The organism is Nocardia concava NBRC 100430 (assembly GCF_000308815.1).
GTDB lineage: Bacteria > Actinomycetota > Actinomycetes > Mycobacteriales > Mycobacteriaceae > Nocardia > Nocardia concava.
On the sequence record NZ_BAFX01000124.1, the window covers coordinates 63399 to 81803 of the forward strand.

At 67.9% G+C, this 18405-nt stretch carries 17 protein-coding genes; 5 read left to right on the forward strand and 12 right to left on the reverse strand.

The features are described 5' to 3' along the window. Nucleotides 1–109 precede the first annotated feature (109 nt). Nucleotides 110–1222 (forward strand): Rv3169 family protein, encoded by a 1113-nt coding sequence (locus ON43_RS29370; protein ID WP_040812726.1) that lies wholly within the window; start codon nucleotides 110–112, stop codon nucleotides 1220–1222. A 2-nt stretch (nucleotides 1223–1224) separates the two neighbouring features. Further along, nucleotides 1225–2253 (forward strand): phosphotransferase family protein, encoded by a 1029-nt coding sequence (locus tag ON43_RS29375; protein WP_040812727.1) that lies wholly within the window; start codon nucleotides 1225–1227, stop codon nucleotides 2251–2253. Here the strand turns inward: ON43_RS29375 and ON43_RS29380 are convergent. The 3 genes from ON43_RS29380 to ON43_RS29390 form a co-directional block, all read right to left on the reverse strand. Continuing rightward, a complete protein-coding gene (locus ON43_RS29380; protein ID WP_040812728.1) occupies nucleotides 2242–2826 on the reverse strand; it encodes a DUF308 domain-containing protein in 585 nt (194 codons plus the stop codon). The genes ON43_RS29375 and ON43_RS29380 overlap by 12 nt on opposite strands. A gap of 160 nt (nucleotides 2827–2986) precedes the next feature. Further along, on the reverse strand, nucleotides 2987–3871 hold the full coding sequence (locus ON43_RS29385; RefSeq protein ID WP_051179422.1) for an alpha/beta fold hydrolase: 885 nt from the start codon (nucleotides 3869–3871) through the stop codon (nucleotides 2987–2989). After that, on the reverse strand, nucleotides 3871–4299 hold the full coding sequence (locus tag ON43_RS29390; protein WP_040812729.1) for an SRPBCC family protein: 429 nt from the start codon (nucleotides 4297–4299) through the stop codon (nucleotides 3871–3873). The genes ON43_RS29385 and ON43_RS29390 overlap by 1 nt, the downstream gene beginning before the upstream one ends. Nucleotides 4300–4429: 130 nt before the next feature. On the opposite strand from ON43_RS29390, the gene ON43_RS29395 reads away from it, so the two are divergent. After that, nucleotides 4430–7138: an ATP-binding protein gene (locus ON43_RS29395; protein ID WP_040812730.1), complete on the forward strand. Its 2709-nt coding sequence runs from the start codon at nucleotides 4430–4432 to the stop codon at nucleotides 7136–7138. 86 nt (nucleotides 7139–7224) lie between these two features. After that, complete coding sequence (locus tag ON43_RS29400) at nucleotides 7225–8268, forward strand: alpha/beta fold hydrolase (protein WP_040812731.1); 1044 nt, start codon at nucleotides 7225–7227, stop codon at nucleotides 8266–8268. 70 nt (nucleotides 8269–8338) lie between these two features. On the opposite strand, the gene ON43_RS29405 is transcribed toward ON43_RS29400, so the two are convergent. The 9 genes from ON43_RS29405 to ON43_RS46885 form a co-directional block, all read right to left on the reverse strand. Beyond that, nucleotides 8339–9934 (reverse strand): ABC-F family ATP-binding cassette domain-containing protein, encoded by a 1596-nt coding sequence (locus tag ON43_RS29405; RefSeq protein ID WP_040812732.1) that lies wholly within the window; start codon nucleotides 9932–9934, stop codon nucleotides 8339–8341. A 189-nt stretch (nucleotides 9935–10123) separates the two neighbouring features. Then, entirely contained in the window at nucleotides 10124–11575 is a 1452-nt protein-coding gene (locus ON43_RS29410; protein WP_040812734.1) for a dihydrolipoyl dehydrogenase family protein, read from the reverse strand. 22 nt (nucleotides 11576–11597) lie between these two features. Further along, nucleotides 11598–12044: a VOC family protein gene (locus tag ON43_RS29415; protein WP_040812736.1), complete on the reverse strand. Its 447-nt coding sequence runs from the start codon at nucleotides 12042–12044 to the stop codon at nucleotides 11598–11600. A gap of 48 nt (nucleotides 12045–12092) precedes the next feature. Continuing rightward, on the reverse strand, nucleotides 12093–12944 hold the full coding sequence (locus tag ON43_RS29420) for an alpha/beta fold hydrolase (RefSeq protein ID WP_051179423.1): 852 nt from the start codon (nucleotides 12942–12944) through the stop codon (nucleotides 12093–12095). Nucleotides 12945–13068: 124 nt separating this feature from the next. Beyond that, nucleotides 13069–13941, reverse strand: a complete 873-nt coding sequence (locus ON43_RS29425) for an aldo/keto reductase (RefSeq protein WP_086008049.1) — start codon at nucleotides 13939–13941, stop codon at nucleotides 13069–13071. 111 nt (nucleotides 13942–14052) lie between these two features. Next, the gene (locus ON43_RS29430) at nucleotides 14053–15957 is read right to left on the reverse strand and encodes an alkyl/aryl-sulfatase (protein WP_040812740.1); all 1905 of its coding nucleotides are present in this window, start codon (nucleotides 15955–15957) and stop codon (nucleotides 14053–14055) included. A 49-nt stretch (nucleotides 15958–16006) separates the two neighbouring features. After that, nucleotides 16007–16315, reverse strand: a complete 309-nt coding sequence (locus ON43_RS43980) for a DUF202 domain-containing protein (protein WP_083913819.1) — start codon at nucleotides 16313–16315, stop codon at nucleotides 16007–16009. Beyond that, nucleotides 16312–16674 carry a YidH family protein gene (locus ON43_RS29435; RefSeq protein WP_245568801.1) on the reverse strand — a complete coding sequence of 121 codons (363 nt, stop codon included), beginning with the start codon at nucleotides 16672–16674 and terminating at the stop codon, nucleotides 16312–16314. The genes ON43_RS43980 and ON43_RS29435 overlap by 4 nt, the downstream gene beginning before the upstream one ends. Before the next feature lie 141 nt (nucleotides 16675–16815). Next, nucleotides 16816–17313: a nucleoside deaminase gene (locus tag ON43_RS46885; protein WP_281033363.1), complete on the reverse strand. Its 498-nt coding sequence runs from the start codon at nucleotides 17311–17313 to the stop codon at nucleotides 16816–16818. Nucleotides 17314–17928: 615 nt separating this feature from the next. Between ON43_RS46885 and ON43_RS29445 the strand changes: the two genes are divergently transcribed. Next, nucleotides 17929–18393 carry an SRPBCC family protein gene (locus ON43_RS29445; protein ID WP_040812742.1) on the forward strand — a complete coding sequence of 155 codons (465 nt, stop codon included), beginning with the start codon at nucleotides 17929–17931 and terminating at the stop codon, nucleotides 18391–18393. Nucleotides 18394–18405 lie beyond the last annotated feature (12 nt).

The following is an 18405-nucleotide window of genomic DNA, read 5'->3' on the forward strand; positions in this document are numbered from 1 at the left end:
TGTCGGCGAGTTTCGCGAAACAGGATATCTCCGGACCTCGTTTGAAATACGGTTCATCGCGTATTCGAATTACGGCGATGCGTCGCCGGGCTCCATGAGAGGACCACCGATGCTCACTCCTCACGATGAACTGCTCATCCACCAGCTGCCCACCACCTTCGATCACACCCTGCAGAGCGACCTGCGCTGGACCGAGCGAATCGTGTTGTACGGCTTCGACAAATCCGGCTCGGTCAATGTGATGACCGGTCTCGCGCGCTACCCCAACCGGAATGTGGTGGACGCCTACGTGATGATCACCATCGACGACAAGGTGGCGCACGTGGTGCGGATGTCGCGTGAGATCACCGGGCAGCGCGACGGTTTGGACAACTGGCAGGTCGGGCCCTACCGCTACGAGGTGGTCGAACCGCTGCGCAAGGTGCGCGCCACCCTCGACGACAACGAGCACGGCATCCGCATGCAGCTCGACTTCGAGGGCCAATTCCCGGCCTACGAACAGGAACCCGCGTTCTTCCGCAGCCGCGGCCGGGTCCGCGAGGACGCCCGGCGGTACTACCAGAACGGGCGGATCAGCGGCTGGCTGGAGATCGAGGGCCAGCGCATCGACATCGACCCGGACAACTGGTGGTTCGGGCGCGATCACTCCTGGGGCACCCGGCACGGCGGGGGCGGCGGCAGCCTCTCCGAAGGTGAGGGCCTGCAGCCCGCGGAACTGCCCGACGGGGTGCTGTACTACATGGGCATCTTCCAATTCGACGATGAGCTGGTGCATTTCGCGCAGCGTGAGACCGCCGACGGCCAGCGCTGGCACTTCGAGGGCGCGATCTTCGAGCCGATCGATTCGGCCGCGGCGCCGATCCCGATCCTCGACGTGAAGCACGACCTGGAATTCCGCGACGACTTCCGAATCATCAAGGGCGGCAAGTTCATCACTCAGTCTGCCGACGGGCGGGATCGCGAATTCACCTTGTCGCGGGTCACCAATTACTGGCCCGGCCTGGCCGGATACGACGTCTACCGCGGCTACGGTTCGGGGCTGTGGCGCGGGCCGTACTGGAGCGACAGCTTCACGGCCGACCTCACCGACACCGCCGACCTACAGAAGGTCCAGGCGCTCAGTGGAACTCTGTGTCGGGTCGAGCACGAGGGCAAGGTCGGATACGGGCTCGTCGAGATGGTGTTCTACGGCCGCAACGCGCGCTACGGGTTCGCGGGGTAGCAATGACGAACGCACTCCGCCCGTCTCCCGAGGAATTACCGGCGGCGCTGGAACCGGCCCTGCGGCACCATCTTCCGCAGCTCGGCACCTCCACGGTCGCCGAGTTTGCGCGCACCGCGCGCGGATTCTCCACCGAGACATACCTGTTCGACGCGATGGGTGAGAACGGCACGGTGCCGCTTGTGCTGCGCCGCCCGCCGGAGAACGCCTTGTTCCCCGACTACGACCTACTGCGGCAGGTCCTGGTCATGCAACGGCTGGCCGGAACGTCCGTCCCGGTGCCGGCCGTCGCTTGGCTGGATCGCGGCACCGGAGCGCTGGGCAGTCCCTACTACGTGATGAACCGCCTGCCCGGCGACTCCCCCAGCGACTACCCGTCGTATCACTCGGCGGGTACGTATTTCGAGGCCACGCCGGAACAGCGGCAACGCATGTGGTGGGGCTGTGTCGACACGATGGCCGACATCCACGAATTGGATTGGCGGGAACTCCGACTGGACTTCCTGTCCTTCCCCCGCCACGGCCACGGAGCCGTCCACCAAATCGTCGGCTACCTGGACGCCGCCATGACCTGGGCCTGCGGCGGGGAACAACCGGAGATCTTCCGCCGTGCCCTCACCCATCTCCGCGACAACGCCTACGAGCCCGAGCGAGTCTCGCTCTGCTGGGGCGACGCCCGCATGTCGAACATCCTCTACGACAAGGATTTCCGAGTAACCGGCGTCCTCGACTGGGAGATGGCATTCCTCGGCGACGGCGAGGCGGATCTGGCCTGGATGCTCTTCCTGGACTGGGCCAGCAGCGAATTCGAGGGCCACCCCCGACTCCCGGGCACCCCCTCCCGCGCCGAGACGATCGCCCACTACGAGAAACGCACCGGTCGCCCGGTGCGCCACTTGCACTACAACGAAGTCCTCGGGGTGGTGCTGCTCTCGATTCCCCTGCTGCGCATGACGAATCAGGTCAAGCTGCCGCCGGAGATGAACATCACCGGGTTCTGCACCACCCGCCTCGAGCAACTACTCTCCTGACGCTCTGCGTGTCCGGGCCTTCCAGAGCAACAGGGCGGACTGGACCAGGAAGAAGATGCCGCCGCCGGTGGCGTAGACCGACAGGACGTCCAGGGTCGGGGAATCACCGGCGGCTTGGGCGATGTAAACGGCGCCGACCAGGGCGGACAGACCGCCGGAGATGAGGGTGGGCCATTGTTTGCCGAGGATGGGGCCTCGGCGGTGGATGCCTACGACCAGTTGGGCGGCGCCGGAGAGGGTTGCCCAGGCGCCGAAGACGGTTAGGACGGCCGGGACGCCGCCTGCGGTGCCGGCTATGCCGAGGGCAATGGCGATGGTGGTGCTGAGGATGCCGTTGAAGGCGGTTACCCGGCGTTCGGAGGGGTTGGGGGTGGCCAGGTAGTCGACGGCGCAGGAGACGGCGTCGATGAGGGGGTAGATGACGAGGAGGGCGATGGCTACGGCGTTCAGCGGGTCGGGGGCGGTGGCGAAGGCGGCGGCCCAGAGGAGGGCCAGGAGGCCGCGGATCAGGGAGACACGGATGACGGAGGAACGTTCGGAAGCGGAAGTGGCCTGTGCCGCAGTTGTTGTCATGGGAGCTGCCCGTTCGAGTGGTTGAGGAAGTCGGTGGGGGTGGGCCCTCGCCCGTGCAGTACGGCGAGTTCGGACCAGCGCCACAGGGTCGCCGGGCCCGTGAAAACTGTTGTGGCGAAAGCCAGGTCACGGCGGACTGCGCGGAGCGAGGGCATGGCGGTCAGCCTTTCGGGGAGAAGACGAAGTCGAGGACCGCGGAGGTGAAGCGCTTCGGTTCCTCCAGATGGCCCATGTGGCCACTGTTTTCGAGGATCACCAGGCGCGAGTCAGGGATGAGGGTGTGGAGTTCCTCGGCCCAGCGGGGGCCGCAGATGACGTCGTGGCGGCCGACGATGATCAGGGTGGGGATGGTCGAATTCGGGAGGGACGCACGGTCGTCGATGAGGTCGGGGGTCAGGTCGGCGTTCAGGCCGGAGATGTAGGTGGCCTGGACGCCGGCACGGAAGGCAGCCCATCGCGGTTCGTCGGACCAGTAGTCGGCGAAGTAGGCGGGGAGGATGCCGCGGGCGACCGCGACGGTTTGTTCGTCGCTCGTAATGTCTTGCATGGCAGCGGCTGCCGCGAGCACCTCGGCCAGTTCGGGGCGGTCGGCATGGGCGGCGGCGAACTCCTGGAAGCGGCGTCCGGCCTCGGCACCGTGTTCGGGTCCGGTGACCGGGGCGCCCTCGTAGAGGATCACGCCCGCGAGCCGCTCGGGGCGGTGCAGTGCGTGGTAGGCGGCGACGAACGCACCGTGGGAATGGCCGAGCAGATAGGCCTCGGGCACACCCAGGTGCTCGATGATCCGCTGCACCGCGAGACTGTAGCGCTCTCGGCTGTAGCCGTTCGGATGCGTTGGGAGACGGCCGGATTCGCCGGTACCCAGCGCCTCGATGTACACCATGGTGAGGTGTTCCTCGAGCTCGGGCATGCGCAGGTATTCCCAGTGGATTCCGGGCCCGCCGGGATGCGCGAGGCATACCGGTCCGCGGCCGAAGACGTGATAGCGCTGGAGGATTCCGTCGGAGTCGAAGCTGTGGACGCCGGGTGTGAGCACGGTGGACATCACTCCGCCTTCAGCGGGCCGGCGAACGCCTTGCGCAGCGAGGACGGGCCGACCAGCGGCAGCAGCGCGGCCAGCAGCTTGCCCTTGAGCGCCTTGGGGGTCCGGGTCAGTTCGACGTCGACCCGGGTGCCGAAGGTGTCGGGGGTGGCGCGAAACACCCAGCCGCCGCCCGCGCCGAAGAGCTTGGAATCCAGCGTGGTGATCACCACGGTGTCGCCGTCCGGATTCCATTGGTAGCGGGCGCGTTCCCAGGCGGCGGCGGTGCCCTCGGTGACCTCGGCCCAGTTCTCGCCGCGGTCGTGGACGGTGAAGTGCTCGGCGTCGATGCTGGGCCACGCCTCGGCGCGGGAGGGCCCGAAGTCGGTGAGAACGGCGACGACCTCGGCGGGAGTCAGGCTGGACATCAGGTGAAAGCGAACGGTTGTCATGGGAATCACCTTCGCCGCCGCAGGCAGGGCGCCGAATCTGTCAGTTGACGCTGAGGTGACGTAACTGTTTTTCGGTAACCTCACGGCAGGTCCCGTACGTCATCGCGGGTCCGGGAGGAGACCGCCACACATGCCGATGTTCGGACGAGACACCGAGCTGAAAGAACTGTCCGCCCTCGTGGACAACCCCGGCGACCGCAGCGGCTTCCTGATCGAGGGCGAGCCCGGAATCGGAAAATCCACGCTGGTCGAGGCGGCCGTCGCCGGTGCCACGGGTTTGCGAGTGCTGCGGACCGCCGGCCTCGAGGCCGAGCACGGCCTCGCCTTCGCGGGCCTGCATCGACTGCTGTACCCGCTGCGCCGCGAGTTCCAGGCCCTCCCGGCCCGCCAGTTCGATGCGCTGACAACCGCTCTGGGCATGTCGGACAGCACCGAGGAACCGAGCCCGCACCTGGTGGGCCTGGCGGCACTGACCGTGCTGGCCGATGCCGCCTTCGAACGGCCGCTGCTGATCGTGGCCGAGGACGTGCACTGGCTCGATCCCGCCAGTGCCGAGGTGCTGGCCTTCGTGGTGCGACGCATCGAATCCGAACCGGTCGCGGTGCTGGCCACGCTGCGGGACGGCACGGGTTCACCGCTGCGCGAGGCCGGACTCACCGCCCTGCGCCTGCGGCCGCTCCCCCAGGACGAGGCCAACGCACTCCTCGACAGCGTCGTACCGGAACTGCCCGTCCAGGTCCGCCGCCGGGTGCTCGCCGAGGCTCACGGCAACCCGCTGGCGCTGACCGAACTTCCCACCGCGGCAACGGATCTCGCCGAACCGGTCATGATGCTGCCCTTGACCGAGCGGCTGGAACGCGCCTTCTCGGCGCGGGGCGCGACCCTGCCCGAACCGACCCGGGCCGCCCTGCTCGTCGCGGCCCTGAACGACAGCGACTCGATCACCGAGACACTCACTGCCGCGGGGATTGTCCAAGGCTCCCCGGCGACCGCGGAGATCCTCACACCCGCCGTGACGGCCCACCTGATCGATATCGCCTCCGGCGCAGTGGCTTTCCGCCACCCGCTGGTCCGCTCGGCCTTGGTGGCCTCGGCCACGGCCGAGCAGCGACGCCGTGCCCATCTGGCATTGGCCGAGACGCTCGCCGAGTCACCGGATCGCCAGGTGTGGCATCGGGCGGCGGGCGTGGCCGGGGCCGATGAGGACGTGGCTACCGCCCTCGAACAGGCTGCCGAACGGTCCCGGCACCGCGGCGGCGCGATCGCCGCCCTGGAGCGCGCGGCCGCGCTCAGCGCCACGCCGGGCCGGCGCGCGGATCGCCTGCTGCGCGCGGCGGAACTGGCGGTCGATTCCGGTCAGCGGAAGACGGTCGAACGACTGGTCGACACCGCACGCACCCTGCCGCTCACGAGCGGACAGCAGGCCACGGCGAACTGGATCCTCAGCGGTTTCGAGGACGGCATGCGCGAGAATCCTTCGCACATAGGCGAATTGGCCGCACTCGCCGCCTCCGTCGCCGCCGACGGGTATACCGATTCGGCGCTGCGCATCCTCTGGGGCGCGGCCATGCGGTGCTACTGGTCCGAACCCGGTCCCGATATCCGGCGCGCGGTGCTCGCCGTAGCCGACACCTTCGGTGTTCCCGACGGCGACCCGCGGAAGCTCGCGGTCGACTCGATCGTGGCTCCGTTCGAGCGCGGCGAGCAGGTCCTGGGTCACTTGCGGGTGCTCGCCGCGACCACCGGACGCGATCCGGAGGTCGATCATCTGCTCGGCAGCGCGGCACACCAGGTCGGCGCCTTCGACCTCTCCGTGCACTTCGCCACCGCGGCCGCGGCCGGATTCCGGTCGTCCGGCCGGCTCGGGCTGTTGACCCGTGCCCTCGCGATCCAGGCCTGGGGCCTGGTGCGGGTCGGTGACCTCGCCACCGCCGCACCCATCGCGGCCGAGTCCGCGGCCTTCGCCCTGGAGACCCAGCAGACCTTCATGCATGCGTCGGTCGTCGCGATCCAGGCCGAGATCGCGGCGCTGCGTGGCGACTATCCGCAGGCCGCGGCGCTCGCGACGGACGCCGAACGCGTCGGTCTCGCGGCCGGCTCCCGGCCGGTGCTGGGCAAGGTGCTGCTCACCCGGGGGCTGATCGCGCTGGGCGAGGGCCGATTCGACGATGCCTTCACCGATCTGGCCCGCCTGCACGATCCGCGCGACCCGTCCTATTCGCTGTCGACGCACGCGTCCTTCCTCGCCGAACTCGCCGAGGCCGCGGTCCGCGCCGGGCAGACCGATGCCCTGCGCGACCTGCTTCGTGACGTGGAGCCGGTGGCCGCGTCCACGTCGTCGCCCGCCCTGCACATCGGGTTGCGCTACGCCCGGGCGGTACTGGCGGGTGATGATGCCGAGAAGCTGTTCGCCGAAGCTCTCGAGGCGGATCTCACCGGCTGGCCCGCCGAACGCGGCCGCCTGCATCTGGCCTACGGCGAATGGCTGCGGCGGCAGCGCCGGGTGGTGGAGTCCCGCACCCATTTGCGCACGGCCCGTGAGACTTTCGATGCCCTGGGCTTCACGGCGTGGAGTGAGCGGGCCCGCCTGGAACTGCGCAGCGCGGGCGAGTCGAGTCCGAACCGGAATCCGGACGCCCGCGATCAGCTCACCCCGCACGAGTTGAGCATCGCGCAGCTGGCGGCGCAGGGATTGACCAACCGGGAGATCGGGCAGCGGCTGTACCTGTCGCATCGGACGGTCAGCACGCATCTGCACCGGATTTTCCCGAAGCTGGGGATCAGTTCGCGCGGCGATCTCGCGGCGCTGCTGCCCCCGGCGGACGATCCGGCCGCATGACCGGTGTCGGATGACGTAACCGGGCGACACCGATTACGTCATTCGACGCTCGCCGCCGGGCCGGGCCGATTCCTAGCGTCGAGGGCATGGATTTCAGCAGAAGACTTCTCGGCGGCGCCCTCGCCGCGGGCCTGGCCGCGGTCACCCTGACCGCGTGCACGACCGAAACCAAGGCCACCCCCGCTCCCGCCACCACGGCCGCCGGTGCGGACCTGCGCGCCGGATCCGGCGCACACACCTCCCTCGGCCCGATCAAGCAGATCGACGCGGGCGTGCTCAATATCGGCTACGCCGAATTCGGTCCCAGCACCGGCCAGCCCGTGATCCTCCTGCACGGCTGGCCCTACGACGCCTACAGCTACGTCGATGTCGCGCCGCAGCTGGCCGACGCCGGTTACCGAGTGCTGGTCCCGTTCCTGCGCGGCTACGGCACGACTACCTTCCGCTCTCCCGACACCGTCCGCAACGGTCAGCAGTCGGCCATCGCCCGCGACATCGTCGACTTCATGGATGCCTTGCAGATCGACAAGGCGGTGCTCGGCGGATTCGATTGGGGCGCACGCACGGTCGATATCATCGCCGCCCTGTGGCCCGAGCGGGTCAAGGCGATGGTGGCGGTGAGCGGCTACATCATCACCCAGCAGGCGGCCCAGCAGCAGCCGCTCGCACCGGAGGCCGAACTCGGCTGGTGGTACCAGTACTACTTCGCCACCGAGCGCGGTCGCCTGGGCTACGAGCGCAACCGCCACGATTTCGACAAGCTCATCTGGCAGCGCGCCTCCCCCGCCTGGAAGTTCGACGACGCCACCTATGACCGCAGCGCCGCCGCCTTCGACAATCCCGATCACGTCGCGATCGTCATCTCGAACTACCGGTGGCGGTTGAGCCTGGCTCCCGGTGAGCCGCAATACGATTCGTACGAGCAGCGGCTGGCGACCGGTCCGGCGATCTCCGTGCCCGCCATCACGATCAGCAGCGATTTCGACGGCCCGGCCAAGGACGGGAAGGGCTATCGCGCCAAGTTCACCGGCAAGTACGAGCACCGCGTGCTCGACGGCATCGGACACAATGTCCCGCAGGAGGCCCCGCATCCGTTCGCCCAGGCCATTATCGACGCCGACCACCTCTGAATTCGACAGAACCGATGCCGGACCCGCGAAAACATCAGCGGGCCCGGCATTCTCATGTTCTACAACGCTGCTACAGCGTGTCCCGCCGGTGGATGCGGCCGCTTGCTTCGAGCTCGAGCACCATATCGACGCCGATCCGGCGCAGGAACGGATGGTCGTGGCTGACCACGAGAATCGCGCCGCGGTAGTCGACCAGCGCCTCGACCAGCTGATCGACGCTGGCGATATCGAGGTTGTTGGTCGGCTCGTCGAGGATCAGCAACTGCGCCGGCGGATCGGCGAAGAGCAAGCGCGCCAGTGACACTCGGAAGCGCTCACCGCCGGACAGCGTCGAGACCGGGCGTTCGACCGCGCTGCCGCGCAGCAGCAACCGGGCCAGCTGATTGCGAATCGTGCCGGTCGCGACGGTGACGGCCACCGCGTGGACGTTCTCCAGCGCGCTGGCCCGCTCGTCCAGATTGTCGAGGCGTTGCGGCAGATAACCCACCCGATCCGTGTGCAGGACAGCGCGTTCGGGACGGCGGCCGTGCAGCAGATCCTCGATCAGGGTGGATTTCCCGGCACCGTTGCGGCCGACCAGGGCGACGCGCTCCGGCCCCTGGATGACGATGCTCCGCTCGCCGTCGCCGAGTTCCGCGATGCGGCGGCTGCGCGGCACGTCCGGGTCGGGCAGTTCCAGATGAATGTGCTCCTCGCGCCGTACCCGCGCCGCTGCGGCATTCGAGGCTTCTTGGGCCGCACGGACTTTCGCGTCGAGGGTGGTGCGCATGGCCCCGGCCGAACCTTGCGCCTTGCTGGCGCGGTTGCCCGCGAGGATCCGTGGAATACCCCCGTCCCGCTGCGTCGCTCGGGCGGTGCGCTCGCGGCGGGCGAGCTTGGTCTCGGCCTCGATGCGTTGCCGCTTCTCGACTTTCAGCGCTTGTTCGGCGGTGCGGGCCGCCTGTTCGGCCGCCGCCTGCTGCTGCTCGACGTGCTGCTTCCAGGCGCTGTAGGACCCGCCGAACACCTCCAGTGTCGTGCCGTGCAGTTCCGCGGTGGCGTCCATGTGCTCGAGCAGCTCGAGGTCGTGACTGACCACCACCAGGGTGCCCGGCCAGGTGTCCACGAATTCGGTGAGCTTGGCACGGGTTTCGCGGTCGAGATTGTTGGTCGGCTCGTCGAGCAGGGTGATCGGGGTGCGCCGGATGCGCAGCCCCGTGATGGCGATGAGAACCGCTTCACCGCCGGAGATCTCGCCGACTTTGCGATCGAGATCCGCTGCGCCGAACCCTATTTCGTGCAGCATCTCATCGGCGCGGGATTCGATGTCCCAGTCGTCGCCGATCGTTTCGAAGTGTTTCTCGGCGGTGTCGCCGGATTCGATCGCGCGCAGGGCCGCGAGTTTGCCCGCGATACCCAGCAATTGCGCGATGGTCTCCTCCCGGCCCAGGGTGAGCGTCTGCGGGAGATACCCCACCTCACCGCTGGTTTCGATACGCCCGGAGCTGGGCGTCAGGATTCCGGCGATCAGCCGCAACAGCGTCGATTTACCGGCGCCGTTGCGGCCGACCAGGCCGGTGCGCCCGGCGGTCAGGGTCCCGGTGAGCCCGGCGAGCGCGATACTCCCGTCGGGCCATTCGAAGGACAGATTTTGCAAGGTGATGGCAGAGGGCATGGATGTAGACATGGGTCGTCGACTCTTTCCTGCTCGAGAACGAGCGGGCCGCGTGAATTCGTGAGGATGCGGAAAGCAGACGAAGGCGCGAGGGCGCGGATATGTGGAAATCGCGCCGGTGTGAGGAAATGCGCCGCCTTCGACTGGCGGCTAGATTCTGTCGACTTCCTCGATGAGCACGAAACCACCCTACCAGCGGCGTCAGACCCGTTGATCGCGATAGGTTTCCAGCAGCCGAAGCCAGACCTCGCTGATGGTGGGGAATGACGGAACCGCATGCCACAGCCGGTCGATCGGGACCTCACCGGCGATGGCGATGGCGGCCGAGTGCAGCAGTTCGGCGACGCCCGCTCCGGCGAAGGTGGCGCCGACGATCACCCGGCGCTCCGGATCGATGAGCACGCGGGCGTGCCCCCGATAGCCGGGATCGTGTTGGATCGCGCCCGCGACCCGGCCGATCTCGTAATCGACCACATCCACTACCCGTCCGGCCCGCGCGGCATCCTCGGTGGTGAGGCCGACCGCCGCGATCTCCGGATCGGTGAAGACCACCTGGGGAACCGCCTCGAGGTCAGCGGTCCCCGCGTGCGCACCCCAGCGCCCGGTGTCCAGCGTCAGCCCACGCGCCCGGGCGGCAATGACGGCCCCGGCGATTCGCGCCTGGTATTTGCCCTGATGGGTGAGCAGCGCACGGCGATTCACGTCGCCGACCGCATACAGCCACTCACCATCGACGGCGGTCACGGCATAGGAGTCGTCCACGCCGAGCCATTCCCCCGGCGTCAGGCCGACGGTTTCCAGCCCGATGTCCTCGGTGCGCGGCGCACGCCCGGTCGCGAGCAGCAGTTCGTCGGCGACCAGTCGCGTGCCGTCGGCAAGGCTGATGTGGACAGCGTCATCGGGCCCGCCCGCGCGTTCGGCCGTGTCGATGGTGGTGCCCAGGTGCAGCGTGACACCGGCCTCCCGGAGCCGATCGGCGACCAGGTCCGCGGCGAAGGCCTCGACGCGGCCCAGCAGCCGGGATTCGCGGGCGATGAGCGTGACCTGCGCGCCCAATCCTCGCCAGGCGGTGGCCATTTCGACCGCGACCACGCCCGCCCCGAGAATCGCGAGCCGGTCGGGCACCTCGCGGGCGCTGGTTGCCTCGCGACTCGTCCACGGCCGCAACGCATCCAGGCCCGGCAGCGGCGGGAGAGCCGCGGACGTGCCGGTGCACACCGCCACCGCGTGCCGGGCGGCGAGCCGCACGATGCCGCCTTCAGGAGTGTGGACGGTCACCCGCCGCGGCCCGTCAAGACGGCCGTGGCCGCGCACGAGATCAATCCGCGCCGAATCGAGCCAGTCGACCTGGTCCCGGTCGTTCCAGTCGGCCGACATGCGGTCGCGATGCTTCAGCACCGCTTCCGCGTCGAGCGGTCCGGTGACCGCGCCGCCGACACCGGGGAAGCGGGCGGCCTCGCCGTAGAGCAGGACGGGCCGCAGCAGCGCCTTGCTGGGTTCGCAAGCCCAGTAGGAACATTCGCCGCCGACCAGTTCGGATTCGACGATCACCGTGCTCAGTCCGGCCGCGCGGGTCCGGTCGGCGACATTCTCACCGACCGGCCCGGCGCCGATCACCACGATGTCGTAGATTCGAGTTTCGTTGTCTGACATGGGTTCACCCTCGCTCATCGGATCAGCGGCCCGGCGCGCGCTGGGTAATTTCCTGCAGGAACCAGGAATTGCCGTCGGGGTCGGTGAAGGCCGCGAACGAACCGTAGCTGCGGCGCTCCGGATGCGCGCCCGGCACACGGTCTTTCGCCCCGGCGTGGTGGAAGGCGCCGGTCGCGTCGTGGAACGGTCCCTCGACCGTGATCCCGCGTTCGGTCAGCTCCGCCACGGCCTTCTCGATATCGGTGACGATCAGATGCAGGCCCTGCACCGAGCCGGGCGCGGCCGCGGTGACGCCGGTGCCGAAGATGATCGAGCATTCCGATCCGGGCGGGGTGGCCTGTACGACGCGGTAGCCCTCGTCCACGGGGAAATCGGCGTCGAGACGGAAGCCGAGCCGCTCGACGTAGAAGGCTTTCGCGCGGTCGACATCGGCGACGGGCAGGACGATTACTTCCAGCTTCAGATCCATGATCGTGTTCTCCTCGAATGCTTTTCGTGTCAGTGGGCGGAGTGCGGTTCAGTGGGCGGAGCTCTGGGCGGCCCGCTCGATCACGCCGGCGACCAGATCCGGGTGCGAGACGGCGACCGAATGCGAGGCGGCGACCTCGGTGACCTGCGCGTGCGCCCGCTCGGCCATGAACCGCTGGGCCGCGACCGGGATATTGAGGTCCTGGGTGGTGACCACATCCCAGCTGGGCTTGTCGGTCCACGCCGCCACGGTCGCCTTCTCCTCCAGCGCGGTCTGCAGGATCGGACGCTGCGAGGCGGCGGCCAGGGCGGCGCGGTCGGCGGGCACGTCGGCGGCGAACTGATCGTGGAACTTGGCCTGCTGGATGTACAGATCCGTGCCGGTGCTGCCGTCCGGGCCGGTGAAGGGGACCGGGTCGAGGGTGCCGGGCAGGGTGGTGCCGGGGAACTTGTTGGTCAGCTCGAGCGCGGTCTCACCGGGCGCGGGCAGGAAGGCCGCGACGTAGACCAGGCTCTTCACCTGGTCGTTGCCCGCCGCGGCCGCGCTGATGACCGAACCGCCGTAGGAGTGCCCGACCAGCACCACGGGTCCGTTGATGTGGCTGATCAGGCCCTTCAGCGTGGTGGCGTCGGAGGCCGGACCGCGCAGCGGATTCGCCGCGGCCACCACCGGATACCCGTCCTTGCGGAGCTTGTCGATGACATCGTTCCAGCTCGAGCCGTCCGCGAACGCGCCGTGCACCAGCACCACGGTCGGCTTCGGCGCGTCCTCGTTCGGTCCGGCGTGGGTGACGGTGCTCGCGGTGCAGGCCACCGCCAGGCTGCCGGCCGCCACCGCGGCGGTGACCGCCGCGATGGCCCGGGCGCCGCGCCGCTTGCCGATGCGTCGAATGTCGATCATGTCCTTGTCCCTTCGAAAGCGTTGCTGCACCTTGTGCGGCTTCAACTCTCGTTCCCGGACCCCTGCCGCCACATCTGTCAGCTGACGGCGACCGTGACGTAGTCGGGGATGGACCGTGACGTACTCACGGTGCGGCGATCGCCGAGAGCCGCTCGAACTGACTGTCCGACAGCCGGATCCGCGCCGCGGCGATGTTCTGCTCGAGATGCTCCGCGGCGGAGGTGCCCGGAATCGGCAGCATGGTCGGCGAGCGGTGCAGCAACCACGCCAGCGACACCTGCACCGGCGTCGTGTCGAGTTCGGCGGCGATTTCCGCGAGCACGCCATCGGCCCCGGCGTGCGCACCCGACCCCAGCGGGAACCAGGGCAGGAACGCGATGCCTTGCGCGGCGGTGTATTCCACGACATCCTCGGCGACCCGGTGGGTGAGGTTGTAGAGGTTCTGCACGCTGGCGATGGGCGTGATCTCCGCCGCCGCCCGGATCTCCTCGACGCCGACCTCGGACAACCCGATCAGCCGCGCCTTGCCCTCGTCGACCAGCTGGCGCAGCGCGCCGACCTGATCGGCCAGCGGATAGGCCGAATCGACCCGATGCAGCTGCAAGAGATCGAGGTGATCGGTTCGCAGCCGCCGCAAGGACAATTCGGCCTGCTGCCGCAGATACGCCGGATGCCCCAGCGACAGCCATTCGGTCGGCGACGGATGCACCGCGCCGACCTTGGTCGCGATCACCACATCCTCGCGATAAGGCGCCAGCGCCTCGGCGATCAGCTCCTCGCTCTCACCGAGCCCGTACGCATCGGCGGTATCGATGAGGTTCACCCCAGCCTCGACCGCCCGCCGCAGCAATGCGATCGCGCTCTTCCGATCGGCGGGCGCCCGCCAGACGTGCAGCACCGCATCGTCGAAACCGGGCGCTTGATCCGCCAAACGCATTGTGCCGTAACCGATTCGACTCACATCGAGCTCGCCGCCGAGCTTGAAGGTGGTAGGCATCGCAGGAATCCCTTTCATAGTTGGGTATCCGTGCGAAGCTAGGCACCCGGCGAGCGGCCCCGCGAGCGTCGAATGACGTACGTCATGACGCTCGCGGGGTACGCGCCTCGCCTATTCGGGGGTGACGATGGCGAAATCCGGGTCGGGCTCGTCGAAGAGGGCGGCGAGCTTCGCGAAGCTCTGGGCGTCGCCGTCGATGGTGATCGCCCCGGACTGCACGGCCGCGCCGAGATCCTGACCCGCCAGCAGGACGCCGATCAGGGTCGGGCGGGTGAGGGTGAAGGTGACATCGGCGGGCGGGAGCTTGTCGCCATCGCGCCGGTCGAAATGGATGAGAACGCCATTGCGCAGTTCGAGGCGATGCGTGCGCTTCTCATCGGTGAAAACCCAGTCGCTGACGGCCTTCTCGTGCCAAGCCTTGGGGCCGTCCAAGCGCAGCGCCATGGCGTCGAAGACCTGCTCGATGGTCAGCGCCGCCATCATGGTCGGCGAGCTGGCCTTGGTCGGGGTGCCGACCTTGCCGTTGCGCAGTTCGTAGGCGCCCATCAGGAAGAAGTTGCGCCAGGTGGCGTTCTCCGCGCCGTAGCCGAGCTGTTCGTAGGTGCTGGCCAGCAGGGTCTTGGCCGCCGCGTTGGACGGGTCGGCGAAGATGACGTAGTTGAGCACCTGCGCCACCCAGCGGTAGTCGCCATTGTCGAAGGAGACGCGCGCCTTGCGCAGCGCCTCGTCCGCGCCGCCCATGAATTCCACATGGCGCTTGGCGGATTCGACCGGCGGATGCTCCCACAGGTGCGCCGGATTGCCGTCGAACCAGCCCATGTAGCGCTGGTAGATGGCCTTCACATTGTGGCTGACCGAACCGTAGTAGCCGTGCGTGCTCCAGGCCGCGGTCAGCGCCGGCGGCAACTCGATCGCCTCGGCGATCTCACTGCCGACATAGCCCTGGTTGAGCTTGCGCAGCGTCTGGTCGTGCAGGTAGCCGTACAGATCCCGTTGCAGGGCAAGGTATTCCACCAGCCGCTCGGTGCCCCAGGTGGGCCAGTGATGGGAGGCGAACACTACGTCGGACTCGTAGCCGAACAGGTTGATCGACTCGGTCAGGTACTGGGCCCACACGTGCGGGTCACGCACCAGCGCGCCGCGCAGGGTCAGCAGATTGTGCAGGGTGTGCGTCGCGTTCTCGGCCATGCACAGGGCGCGATGGTCGGGGAAGTAGAAGTTCATCTCCGAGGGCGCCTCGGTGCCGGGGGTGATCTGGAAGACGATGCGCACCCCGTCGATCGTCTCCTCCTGCCCGGTCTCGGTGATGTCCAGAGTAGGCGCGATCAGCGTGACGGTGCCGGTCGAAGTCGTCTGTCCCAGACCCGATCCCACGGTGCCGTGCGGCCCGCGCGGCAACGCCGCCCCGTACATGTAGGCGGCCCGGCGCGCCATTGCCGTTCCGGCATAGATGTTCTCGGCGACGGCGTGCTCGAGGAAACCGGCGGGCGCGATCACCGGGCAGCGCCCGGATTCGGCGTCGGCCTCGGTGGTCACACCCATCGCGCCACCGAAATGGTCGACGTGGGAATGGGTGTAGATGAGGCCGGTGACCGGCCGGTCGCCGCGGTGGGCGCGGTACAGCTCGAGGCCCGCCTTCGCCGTCTCCGCGGAGATGAGCGGATCGATCACGATCACGCCGGTCTTGCCCTCGATCATGGTCATGTTCGACAGGTCCAGGCCGCGGATCTGATAGATCCCCTCGGTCACCTCGTAGAGGCCCTGCCGGATGTTCAGCCCGGACTGCCGCCACAGGCTCGGGTTCACCGAGGACGGGCAGGAACCCTTCAGGAAGTCATAGGAGTCGTTGTCCCACACCACGTTTCCATCGGCGTCCCGCACCACGCCGGGCTCGAGCGCCGCGATGAACCCGCGGTCGGCGTCCTGCTGGTCGGTGGTGTCGGCGAAGGAGAATTCCGAGGTGACCCGCTGCTGCTGCTCGATGATGTAATCACTGGGTTCGGTCGCTGTGCTCACTGCCTGCCTCCTTTTCGGCCGGTCGCCCGGCACGGATCGAAACTGCCTGCTATCGCACGGGATCGGTGAACCCGATCACCGCGGCCACCACCGTCACGCTCACCACGACCACCGTGGTGAGCACGATCTGCGGTGTCCCGTCGTATTCACGCTCCCCCAGCAGCGCCCGATTGCGCCGAAATGCCATGAGCGCCAACAACAGCAGCGCGATCACGGCGCACACCGGAGCAATCACCGCCCCACGCCATCCATTGCTCACCGCATGACTGAGAAACAACGCCCCCGTACCCATGGATGCCACCGAGGTACGCCGCCACGCCAACGCGGTCCGCTCCTCCGGAAAGGTCGGCGCCGTCATCGGAACAACATCCCCCACGCCGCGACGAGCGAGACGAACGCGATCCCGAAGGCCAGAATCGGCACCATCGGCGTATCCCGCAGCGGCAGTCCCCGGCGCATGGCGGCCGCGACATCACGCCAATGCGTATACGCCCCGATCGCCACCATGAACGCCAGCACCAGACAGCTCATCGCCAGCAACCGCCGCACCCCGGAGTGATGGAACGGCTGAACCAAGGTGTGCACGGCCACGCCACCGGCGAGCAAGCCGAGCGCGGTGCGTATCCAGGCGAGGAAGGTCCGCTCGTTGGCCAGGGTGAACCGGTAGTCGACCGGCACCTCTGCCGGTTCCGCGGAGCCTTCGGGACCATCGACCACGCCGCTTCCCCTCCTCCTCGTCCGCCTACCCGATCCACTCAATCATCCAATAGCTGAAAAATCGCCAATTGGCGCGGCATCATTTGACGGACACAAAAGAACCCCGGGCCCAATGGACCCGGGGTTCTCGGTATCGACCCGCTAGTAGTCGATGCGGTCGGTCTTGGCCAGCCAGGCCTCGAACGGGGCGTTGCGGTTGGGGAGGTCGAGGCGCTCGAGCGTGGTGGGCCAGTTGCCCTCGGTGCGCACCTCGAAGAGCTCGTAGAAGACGCGGTCGTCGAAGCCGGCGGTGGCGGCGTCGTGCCGGTCGGCGGCGAAGATGATGCGGTCCACGCGGGCCCACAGGGCCGAGGACAGGCACATCGGGCAGGGCTCGCACGAGGTGACCAGGACGCAGCCCTCGAGGGAGAAGGTGCCCAGCACCTTGCAGGCGGCGCGCATGGCGCTGACCTCGCCGTGGGCGGTCGGGTCGAGGGTCGAGGTGACCTGGTTGTGGCCGACCGCGACGATCTCGCCGTCCTTGGCTACGAGGGCACCGAACGGACCGCCACCGTTCGCCACACTGGTGGTGGCCAACCTGATCGCCTCGTCCAGCCAGTCGCGCTCGAGCTCCTGGAGGCTCTTCTCTTTGACGGTCACGGTCACTCCTTCACGGATCACGCGGGGACTCCCCCGGATGCGGGGCCGGGCGGTCCGACTGTTTCCGCCCGTGTGGCGGGTCGGCGGTCCACGGCGCTCATCCCTTGCTTTTGCAACTTGTGATGAGGAGTACACAGCCAACCGGACGGTGTCGGCTAGGGGTAGAAGACATGAACAGGGATGGCGGCGGGGGCCGGGTTTTCGTAGGGATTAACAAACCATGTGGAATTCTTCGGCTGCCGAGAGTGGGAAAATACCCCATTACGGCCCGGTTCGCTCGGCGAAATCTGCAGGGTAACTGTCGTGCGACAGGCGGGAGCCATCCACCGAGTGGAGTGGGCCCCGACATGGACATTGCCGAACGGACCTTGCCCGATCGCCTGCGCCGCCACCGGTTTGCCAGGCCGTGGATCATTTCGGCGAAGCATTTGATTCTTATTGCCGCACAACGCCTTTCGACGCGGTCTCACTCTCGTATAAGTATACGAAATCCACACTGTGACCTTGGCCCCGTTTCGTGGCTTCCACGCCTGGCCGCTGCCGTCCGGCCGCCTGTGTACTTCATTGCGAAGTCTGCAGAGCCGAGGCAATTACGTTGCCGGACAAGGAGTTTTCGTGGCCATCCAGCGGAAGCACACGATGTACCACTCGAGTGTCGTCGACGCCGATCCGGACACGGTCTGGACCACGGTCCGCGACGCGCTGCGGCTGGTGTCGATCGTGTCCGGACCCGCGGCCAAGGATGTGCACTGGGTCGGAGACGGTGGGCCGGAACGGGTTCCGTCGCTCTACAACTTCACGCTGGTGTTCAGCGACGGCCTGGTCCAGCAGGAGGTCTGCGGGCGCGACGAGGAGAAGCGGCTGCAGTCCTATCGCTCCATCGAGCCGACCATGGGCGTGCAGCGTTACCTGGGCACCATTCGCGTACGGCCGATCACCAATGACCCCAACCGCTGCTTCTTCGACTGGACCCGCGAGCTGACCATCGCCGCGGACGCCGACACCGAGGTCGTCGAAACCATCATCGACATGATGGCCAAGCAGGTCGATTCCGTGCGCGACCACTTCGCGCAGGCCTAGCGGCGGGCGATA

Coding starts and splice junctions, on each gene's coding strand:
- ON43_RS29425 (WP_086008049.1), bottom strand. CDS start 13,941: ATGCCTACCACCTTCAAGCTCGGCGGCGAGCTCGATGTGAGTCGAATC.
- ON43_RS29415 (WP_040812736.1), bottom strand. CDS start 12,044: ATGGATCTGAAGCTGGAAGTAATCGTCCTGCCCGTCGCCGATGTCGAC.
- ON43_RS29410 (WP_040812734.1), bottom strand. CDS start 11,575: ATGTCAGACAACGAAACTCGAATCTACGACATCGTGGTGATCGGCGCC.
- ON43_RS29385 (WP_051179422.1), bottom strand. CDS start 3,871: ATGTCCACCGTGCTCACACCCGGCGTCCACAGCTTCGACTCCGACGGA.
- ON43_RS29375 (WP_040812727.1), top strand. CDS start 1,225: ATGACGAACGCACTCCGCCCGTCTCCCGAGGAATTACCGGCGGCGCTG.
- ON43_RS29405 (WP_040812732.1), bottom strand. CDS start 9,934: ATGTCTACATCCATGCCCTCTGCCATCACCTTGCAAAATCTGTCCTTC.
- ON43_RS29370 (WP_040812726.1), top strand. CDS start 110: ATGCTCACTCCTCACGATGAACTGCTCATCCACCAGCTGCCCACCACC.
- ON43_RS29400 (WP_040812731.1), top strand. CDS start 7,225: ATGGATTTCAGCAGAAGACTTCTCGGCGGCGCCCTCGCCGCGGGCCTG.
- ON43_RS29395 (WP_040812730.1), top strand. CDS start 4,430: ATGCCGATGTTCGGACGAGACACCGAGCTGAAAGAACTGTCCGCCCTC.
- ON43_RS29420 (WP_051179423.1), bottom strand. CDS start 12,944: ATGATCGACATTCGACGCATCGGCAAGCGGCGCGGCGCCCGGGCCATC.
- ON43_RS29390 (WP_040812729.1), bottom strand. CDS start 4,299: ATGACAACCGTTCGCTTTCACCTGATGTCCAGCCTGACTCCCGCCGAG.
- ON43_RS29380 (WP_040812728.1), bottom strand. CDS start 2,826: ATGACAACAACTGCGGCACAGGCCACTTCCGCTTCCGAACGTTCCTCC.
- ON43_RS43980 (WP_083913819.1), bottom strand. CDS start 16,315: ATGACGGCGCCGACCTTTCCGGAGGAGCGGACCGCGTTGGCGTGGCGG.